The organism is Saccharopolyspora hordei (assembly GCF_013410345.1).
In the GTDB taxonomy this organism is placed as follows: domain Bacteria; phylum Actinomycetota; class Actinomycetes; order Mycobacteriales; family Pseudonocardiaceae; genus Saccharopolyspora; species Saccharopolyspora hordei.
In genome coordinates this window covers 5,276,395-5,285,000 of sequence record NZ_JACCFJ010000001.1, presented here as the reverse complement: position 1 = coordinate 5,285,000, position 8,606 = coordinate 5,276,395, and the positions used below count along the sequence as shown (strand labels likewise).

The following is an 8,606-nucleotide window of genomic DNA, read 5'->3' as shown; positions in this document are numbered from 1 at the left end:
TGTGCCTGCAATCCGTCAGAGCCTTTTGTGGGTGATGGCGTGCCTTTTGAAGAATGAGCCTGCGAGTTACTGCTGCGTGGCGAGGTTAACCTGTTGTGGGGTAGCCGGAGCGAAAGCGAGTCTGAAGAGGGCGTTGAGTCGCGTGGTGTAGACCCGAAGCGGGGTGATCTACCCATGGCCAGGGTGAAGCGCGGGTAAGACCGTGTGGAGGCCCGAACCCACCAGGGTTGAAAACCTGGGGGATGAGTTGTGGGTAGGGGTGAAAGGCCAATCAAACTCCGTGATAGCTGGTTCTCCCCGAAATGCATTTAGGTGCAGCGTCACGTTTTCTGCTTGGGTGGGGTAGAGCACTGGTTGGTTGATGGGCCTTCGCGGGTTACTGAGATCAGCCAAACTCCGAATACGCTTGAGTTTGAGCGTGGCAGTGAGACGGTGGGGGAGAAGCTTCATCGTCGAGAGGGAAACAGCCCAGAGCATCGGCTAAGGCCCCTAAGTGTGCGCTTAGTGGGAAAGGATGTGGGATCGCTGAGACAACCAGGAGGTTGGCTTAGAAGCAGCCATCCTTGAAAGAGTGCGTAATAGCTCACTGGTCAAGTGGTCCTGCGCCGACAATGTAGCGGGGCTGAAGCGTACCGCCGAAGCCATGCCAAGAGCACTGTTTGGTGTTGTTGGGTAGGGGAGCGTCCTGCATGCGGTGAAGCCATGGTGTGAACCGGTGGTGGAGTGTGTGGGAGTGAGAATGCAGGCATGAGTAGCGAGTGAAGAGTGAGAATCTCTTCCGCCGGATGACCAAGGGTTCCTGGGGAAGGTTCGTCCGCCCAGGGTGAGTCGGGGCCTAAGGCGAGGCCGACAGGCGTAGTCGATGGATAACGGGTTGATATTCCCGTACCCGTGCGCATGCGTCCATAACGAATCCCTTGAGACTAACCATCCGCTTGGTTGCTGATTCTTCGGATGATGTTTCCGGGTGCATGGGACCTGATGGGGTAGTAGTTAAGTGATGGGGTGACGCAGGAGGGTAGCTCTGCCAGTGAGTGGTTGTACTGGTGTAAGCCTGTAGCCCGGTGTGTAGGGAAATCCGCATGCCGTGTGGGTGAGGGGTGATGCGTAGCCGTTGTGGTGAAGTGAGTGATCCCATGCTGCCGAGAAAAGCCTCTAGCGAGTGTGTGCACGGCCCGTACCCGAAACCGACACAGGTGGTCAGGTAGAGAATACCGAGGCGGTCGGGTGAACTGTGGTTAAGGAATTCGGCAAATTGCCCCCGTAACTTTGGGAGAAGGGGGGCCACTGCTGGTGATCCCACGTGCTGGGGGAGCTGGTGGTGGTCGCAGAGGCCAGGGAGAAGCGACTGTTTACTAAAAACACAGGTCCATGCGAAGCTGTAAGGCGATGTATATGGACTGACGCCTGCCCGGTGCTGGAACGTTAAGAGGACCCGTGAACCCCTTTTGGGGTGTAGCGGAGAATTTAAGCGCCAGTAAACGGCGGTGGTAACTATAACCATCCTAAGGTAGCGAAATTCCTTGTCGGGTAAGTTCCGACCTGCACGAATGGCGTAACGACTTCTCCGCTGTCTCGACCACAGGCCCGGTGAAATTGCAGTACGAGTAAAGATGCTCGTTTCGCGCGGCAGGACGGAAAGACCCCGGGACCTTTACTACAGCTTGGTATTGGTGTTTGGTTCGGCTTGTGTAGGATAGGTGGGAGACTGTGAAGCTCTGACGCTAGTTGGGGTGGAGTCGTTGGTGAAATACCACTCTGGTCGTTCTGGGCATCTAACTCGGGTCCGTGATCCGGATCGGGGACAGTGCCTGGTGGGTAGTTTAACTGGGGCGGTTGCCTCCTAAAGGGTAACGGAGGCGCCCAAAGGTTCCCTCAGCCTGGTTGGCAATCAGGTGTTGAGTGTAAGTGTATAAGGGAGCTTGACTGTGAGACTGACGGGTCGAGCAGGTGCGAAAGCAGGGACTAGTGATCCGGCACTGGCTGGTGGAAGCGGTGTCGCTCAACGGATAAAAGGTACCCCGGGGATAACAGGCTGATCTTGCCCAAGAGTCCATATCGACGGCATGGTTTGGCACCTCGATGTCGGCTCGTCGCATCCTGGGGCTGGAGTTGGTCCCAAGGGTTGGGCTGTTCGCCCATTAAAGCGGCACGCGAGCTGGGTTTAGAACGTCGTGAGACAGTTCGGTCCCTATCCGCCGCGCGCGTAGGAGACTTGCGGAAGGCTGTCCCTAGTACGAGAGGACCGGGATGGACGAACCTCTGGTGTGCCAGTCGTTCTGCCAAGGGCGTGGCTGGTTGGCTATGTTCGGGAGGGATAACCGCTGAAAGCATCTAAGCGGGAAGCCTGTTCCTAGATGAGGTCTCCCACCCTGTGATAGGGGTAAGGCCCCCAAGAGATGATTGGGTTGACAGGCCAGAGATGGAAGCGCAGTAATGTGTGGAGTTGACTGGTGCTGATAGGCCGAGGACTTGTTACATGAAGATGTTGCGCACTCACTATACGGTGTCTGGGACAGCAACCAGGTGCCCTGTTTGATAACCGAACATGGTTTGTTGTTGGTGACCCTGAGGTTTCCCCGCACGTGGGTGTGGGGTGTGAGGGTTGTCGGTGGCGATAGCGGGGAGGGTCCGCCCGGTCCCATTCCGAACCCGGTAGCTAAGCTCCCCAGCGCTGATGGTACTGCACTCGGTAGGGTGTGGGAGAGTAAGACACCGCCGACACACAACATGAGTGGGGGTGGCCCTGAAACCTTCTTCGGAAGGCTTCAGGGCCACCCCCCTTTTCTTTTTGGTGCCTGCTTCCGCAGCACTCCGGATGAACAGCTCCGTGGAGCGCTGCCGGGACGCGGGCGCGGAGCTCGCGCTGCGACGGCGAGCGTGGGGGTGTGGGGGCGCCTACAGTCCTCGTGTGGATGGTGCAGAGCTCACCCGTGCTGACCTGAAGCCGCGGAGCCGCGAGGTCACCGAGGGACTGGAACGGGCTGCGGCACGCGGGATGCTGCGTGCCGTCGGCATGCAGGACGAGGACTTCGGCAAGCCGCAGATCGGGGTCGCGTCCTCCTGGAACGAGATCACCCCCTGCAACCTGTCCCTGCAGCGGCTCGGGCAGGCCGCGAAGGACGGGGTGCACGCGGCCGGCGGCTTCCCCATGGAGTTCGGCACCATCTCGGTGAGCGACGGCATCTCGATGGGGCACGTCGGGATGCACTACTCCCTGGTGTCCCGGGAGATCATCGCCGACTCGGTGGAGACCGTGGTGGAGGCCGAGCGGCTGGACGGCACCGTCCTGCTCGCGGGCTGCGACAAGAGCCTGCCGGGGATGCTGATGGCGGCGGCGCGGCTCGACCTCGCCTCGGTGTTCGTCTACGCCGGGTCGATCCTGCCAGGGCGGGTCGACGACCGCGAGGTGACGATCATCGACGCCTTCGAAGCGGTCGGCGCGTGCGCGCGCGGGCTGATCTCCCGGGCGGAGGTCGACCGCGTCGAGCGCGCCATCTGCCCTGGTGAAGGTGCCTGCGGCGGGATGTACACGGCGAACACGATGGCGTGCGCGGCGGAGGCGCTGGGCATGTCGATGCCCGGGTCGGCGAGCCCGCCGTCGGTGGACCGCCGCCGCGACGCCGGCGCGCGGGCCGCTGGGCGCGCGGTGGTCGGCATGCTGGAGAAGGGGCTCACGGCACGCCAGGTCCTCACCAGGGAGGCCTTCGAGAACGCGATCGCGGTCGTGATGGCGTTCGGCGGGTCGACCAACGCCGTGCTGCACCTGCTCGCGATCGCGCGCGAAGCCGAGGTCGACCTGTCGCTGGACGACTTCAACCGCATCGGCGACCGGGTGCCGCACCTGGCCGACGTCAAGCCCTTCGGTCGCTACGTGATGTCCGCGGTGGACCGCATCGGCGGCGTGCCGGTGGTGATGAAGGCGCTGCTGGACGCGGGCCTGCTGCACGGCGACTGCATGACGGTGACCGGGCGGACGGTCGCGGAGAACCTGGACGAGCTCCGTCCGCCGGAGCTCGACGGCGAGGTGCTGCACCAGCTGTCCGACCCGATCCACCCCACCGGCGGGCTGACCATCCTGCGCGGCTCGCTCGCCCCGGACGGTGCCGTGGTGAAGAGCGCGGGGTTCGACTCCGCGCGGTTCGACGGCACGGCACGGGTCTTCGACGGCGAGCAGGGCGCGATGGACGCGGTCGAGGACGGCACCCTGAAGCCCGGGGACGTGGTCATCATCCGCTACGAGGGCCCGCGCGGGGGTCCGGGCATGCGGGAGATGCTCGCGGTGACCGGGGCGATCAAGGGCGCCGGCCTGGGCAGGGACGTCCTGCTGGTCACCGACGGCCGGTTCTCCGGCGGGACGACGGGTCTCTGCATCGGGCACGTCGCCCCGGAAGCCACCGACGGCGGACCGATCGCGCTGGTGCGGGACGGCGACCCGATCCGGCTGGACCTGGCCGCCCGGACGCTGGACCTGCTCGTGGACGACGCGGAGTTCCAGCGACGGCGGGCGGAGTGGGCGCCGCCGCCACCGCGGTTCCGCACCGGTGTGCTGGGCAAGTACGCGAAGCTGGTCGGCTCGGCAGCCGAAGGCGCGGTCTGCGGCTGAACCGGGAACGGCTCCGGCCAACACCGACTCGCTCGCGTCCGTGGTGGCGCGGTGAACGGCCGGGCCGCTCACCGCGCCGTCGGATCAGTCCCAGGTGAGCGAGCCGCCGGACTGGTACTCGATGACCCGGGTCTCGAAGAAGTTCTTCTCCTTCTTCAGGTCCATGGCCTCCGACATCCAGGGGAACGGGTTCTCGGTCTCCGGGAACACCGGCTCCAGGCCGAGCTGGTCGCAGCGGCGGTTGGTGATGAAGTGCATGTACTGGGCGCAGAGGTCGGCGTTGATGCCGAGGATGCCGCGGGGCATGGTGTCGCGGCCGTAGGCGATCTCCAGCTCGCAGGCCTCGGTGAGCATCTGGCGCACCTCGGCCTGGAACTCCGCGGTCCACAGGTGCGGGTTCTCCAGCTTGATCTGGTTGATGCAGTCGATGCCGAAGTTCAGGTGGATCGACTCGTCGCGCAGGATGTACTGGTACTGCTCGGCGACGCCGACCATCTTGTTGCGGCGGCCCAGCGCCAGGACCTGCGCGAACCCGGTGTAGAACCACATGCCCTCGAAGACCACGTAGAAGGCCACGAGGTCGCGCAGGAAGGCCTGGTCGGCCTCGGTGGTGCCGGTGGCGAAGTCCGGGTCCTCCAGGCTCTGGGTGTACTGCAGGGCCCACGCGTCCTTGTCGGAGATCGACGGGATCTCCCGGTACATGTTGAACAGCTCGCCCTCGTCGAGGCCGAGGCTCTCGCAGACGTACTGGAACGTGTGGGTGTGCACGGCTTCCTCGAACGCCTGGCGCAGCAGGTACTGCCGGCACTCGGGGTTGGTGATGTGCCGGTAGACGGCCAGCACGACGTTGTTGGCCACCAGCGATTCCGCGGTGGCGAAGAACCCGAGGTTGCGCTTGAGCAGCAGGCGCTCGTCGTCGCTGAGCCCGTCGGGGGACTTCCACAGCGCGATGTCGGCCTGCATGGAGACCTCGGTGGGCATCCAGTGGTTGTGGCAGCCGGCGAGGTACTTGTCCCAGGCCCAGCCGTACTTCAGCGGCAGCAGCTGGTTGACGTCGGCGCGGGCGTTGATCATCGCCTTCTCGCTGACGTCGACGCGCCCGCCGGAGCGGTCGATCTCACCGAGGCCTGCGGGGGAAGAGGACTGCGGGGTAGGCATCTCTCGTGGTGCTCCAAGGGATCCCGGTCGACGACCGGGAGGTCGGGTGTCGGCTCGTGGAGGTGCGCGACCTCGACGGGGACCGGGGGCCTGCCTCATCGAAGTCGCGTCACGGGGTCACTGGCAGGCTTCGCAGTCGGGGTCGTCGACGGAGCAGGCGCTCGCCGGGACCGCGGTGGGGACGGCGTTGAGCCGGCCGTCGGTGCCGCGCAAGGTGCTCTTCTCGACGTGGGTGGCGCTGGTCGACCGCAGGTAGTAGGTCGTCTTCAGGCCCGAGCGCCAGGCCTGCCGGTAGAGCTCGTCGAGCTTGCGGCCGCTCGGGGAGGCGACGTAGAGGTTCAGCGACTGGGCCTGGTCGATCCACTTCTGCCTGCGCGCGGCGGCTTCCACCAGCCAGCGCGGCTCGATCTCGAACGCCGTGGCGTAGAGCTCCTTGAGCTCCTGCGGGATCCGCTCGATCGGCAGCAGGCTGCCGTCGTGCAGCTTCAGGTCGGCGACCATCTGCTCGTCCCAGAGCCCGGCCCGCTTGAGGTCGGCCACCAGGTGCGGGTTGACGACGGTGAAGTCGCCGGACATGTTCGCCTTGACGTAGAGGTTGCGGTAGACCGGCTCGATGGACTGGTTGACGCCGCAGATGTTGGCGATGGTGGCGGTCGGCGCGATGGCCATGACGTTGGAGTTGCGCATGCCGTCGCGGACGACGCGCTCGCGCAGCGCGTCCCAGTCCAGTGTGGACGACCGGTCCAGGTCGACGTCACCGCCGCGCGCCTCCGCCAGCAGCTCCAGCGAATCGAGGGGCAGCACGCCGCGGCTCCACAGCGACCCCTCGAAGGTCTCGTACCGGCCGCGCTCGACGGCCAGCCGGCTGGACGCGCTGATCGCGTGGTAGCTGATCAGCTCCGTGCTGCGGTCGGCGAACTCGACCGCGGCCCGCGAGGCCGGCGGCACGCGCAAGGTGAACAGCGCGTCGGCGAACCCCATGAGGCCCAGGCCGATCGGCCGGTGCCGCAGGTTGGACCGCCGGGCCTCGGGGATCGTGTAGAAGTTGATGTCGATGACGTTGTCCAGCATCCGCACCGCGGTGCGGGTGGTGCGCTCCAGCTTCTCGGCGTCGATGCCCTCGGGCGTGACGTGGCGGGCCAGGTTGATCGAGCCGAGGTTGCACACCGCGACCTCGTCGGTGCTGGTGTTCAGCGTGATCTCGGTGCACAGGTTCGAGGAGTGCACCACCCCGGTGTGCTGCTGCGGGGACCGCAGGTTGCACGGGTCCTTGAAGGTGATCCACGGGTGCCCGGTCTCGAACAGCATGGTCAGCATCCGCCGCCACAGGTCGACCGCGCGGACCCGCTTGACGACCGTGATCTCACCGCGGTCGGCGGCCCGCTCGTAGGCCCGGTAGCGCTCGGCGAACGCGGTGCCGTAGAGGTCGTGCAGGTCCGGGACCTCGTCCGGGGAGAACAGCGTCCACTGCTCGTCGGCCTCGACCCGGCGCAGGAACTCGTCCGGCACCCAGTTCGCGGTGTTCATGTCGTGCGTGCGCCGCCGGTCGTCACCGGTGTTCTTGCGCAGGTCGAGGAACTCCTCGACGTCGATGTGCCAGGTCTCCAGGTAGGCGCACACCGCGCCCTTGCGCTTGCCGCCCTGGTTGACCGCCACCGCCGTGTCGTTGGCGATCTTCAGGAACGGCACCACGCCCTGCGACGTGCCGTTCGTGCCCTTGATGTGCGCGCCGATGCCGCGCACCGGGGTCCAGTCGTTGCCGAGGCCCCCGGCGTACTTCGACAGCAGGGCGTTGTTGCTGATCGAGTGGAAGATGCTGGACAGGTCGTCGTCCACAGTGGTCAGGAAGCAGGAGGACAGCTGTGGCCGGGTGGTCCCGGCGTTGAACAGCGTCGGCGTCGAGCACATGAAGTCGAACGACGACAGCAGGTCGTAGAACTCGACGGCGCGGGCCTCCCGGTCGTCCTCGCGCAGTGCCAGGCCCATCGCCACCCGCATGAAGAACGCCTGCGGCAGCTCGTACCGCACCCCGCCCTCGTGCAGGAAGTACCGGTCGTAGAGCGTCTGCAGGCCCAGGAAGCCGAACTGCAGGTCGCGTTCGGGGACCAGGGCGCGGCCCAGGCGGTCGAGGTCGAACCCGGCCAGCTCCGGGTCCAGCTGCTGCAGCTCGACCCCGCGGCGCACGTGCGCGGCGAAGAGGTCCGGGTAGTCGGCGTCCGGGGCGACGCCGAGGAACCGCAGCGCGTCGCGGCGCATCCGGCCCAGCAGCAGGCGCGCGGTGACCTGCGAGTAGTTCGGTTCGGTCTCGATCAGGGTGCGGGCCGCCATGACCTGGGCCAGCGACAGCTCGTCGTCGCTCATCCCCGCGTAGCCGGTGCGCCGCACCTCGTCGAGCACGGCTTCGGCGGACACGCCGGGCAGTCCGGCGCAGGCCTGGTGGACCGCGGTGGACACCTCGGTCCAGTTGTCGAGTGTCGCCGTCACGCTCTCTCTCCCTCGCGAGCTCGGTGGACCACGAGCGCGCGCAGGCAGACAGCGACGGCACCGGCCGCCGTTCGTCCGCGCGGACCCGCCCTCGAGGTCCCGGACAGCACGCTGTGCGCGTGCACCGGTGGCAGGTCTTCGGACTCACGGGCGGCCTACTGGTCGTGGCTTCCCAGGCGTGGTGCCCAGTGCTGTACCCGCCGCCCGGGTGGGCGTCGGGTCACGACGGTCGTTCCCGTTCACCGCTGCGGGGCAGTCCCGGACTCGCACCGGGTTCCCTCTTGCCTCACCGGATCGCTCCGGTGAACCACCAGCGAGCGACACACTACATCTTGGGTCCGCGGTCGGCGCGAAGGGG

At 66.0% G+C, this 8,606-nt stretch carries 3 protein-coding genes, 2 rRNA genes and 1 riboswitch (1 of these 6 running past the window's edge); of the genes, 3 read left to right on the top strand and 2 right to left on the bottom strand.

The window, feature by feature from the left end; all coding sequences use genetic code 11:
* The 3 genes from HNR68_RS24155 to ilvD form a co-directional block, all read left to right on the top strand.
* Positions 1–2,480 (top strand): 23S ribosomal RNA (locus tag HNR68_RS24155) (it extends 601 nt beyond the left edge of the window).
* Between the two features lie 127 nt (positions 2,481–2,607).
* Positions 2,608–2,724, top strand: a 5S ribosomal RNA gene (gene rrf / locus HNR68_RS24150).
* Between the two features lie 187 nt (positions 2,725–2,911).
* The gene (gene ilvD / locus HNR68_RS24145) at positions 2,912–4,606 is read left to right on the top strand and encodes a dihydroxy-acid dehydratase (protein ID WP_179724021.1); all 1,695 of its coding nucleotides are present in this window, start codon (positions 2,912–2,914) and stop codon (positions 4,604–4,606) included.
* 84 nt (positions 4,607–4,690) lie between these two features.
* On the opposite strand, the gene HNR68_RS24140 is transcribed toward ilvD, so the two are convergent.
* Both HNR68_RS24140 and HNR68_RS24135 read right to left on the bottom strand, forming a co-directional pair.
* Positions 4,691–5,764 carry a ribonucleotide-diphosphate reductase subunit beta gene (locus tag HNR68_RS24140; RefSeq protein WP_179724020.1) on the bottom strand — a complete coding sequence of 358 codons (1,074 nt, stop codon included), beginning with the start codon at positions 5,762–5,764 and terminating at the stop codon, positions 4,691–4,693.
* A 117-nt stretch (positions 5,765–5,881) separates the two neighbouring features.
* Positions 5,882–8,248, bottom strand: coding sequence for a ribonucleoside-diphosphate reductase subunit alpha (locus HNR68_RS24135; RefSeq protein WP_179724019.1), 2,367 nt, complete (start codon positions 8,246–8,248; stop codon positions 5,882–5,884).
* Between the two features lie 112 nt (positions 8,249–8,360).
* A riboswitch (cobalamin riboswitch) is annotated at positions 8,361–8,575 on the bottom strand.
* Positions 8,576–8,606 lie beyond the last annotated feature (31 nt).

Bases quoted from the DNA above. Each gene is read 5' to 3' on its own strand.
- HNR68_RS24140 (WP_179724020.1), bottom strand. From the start codon at position 5,764: ATGCCTACCCCGCAGTCCTCTTCCCCCGCAGGCCTCGGTGAGATCGAC.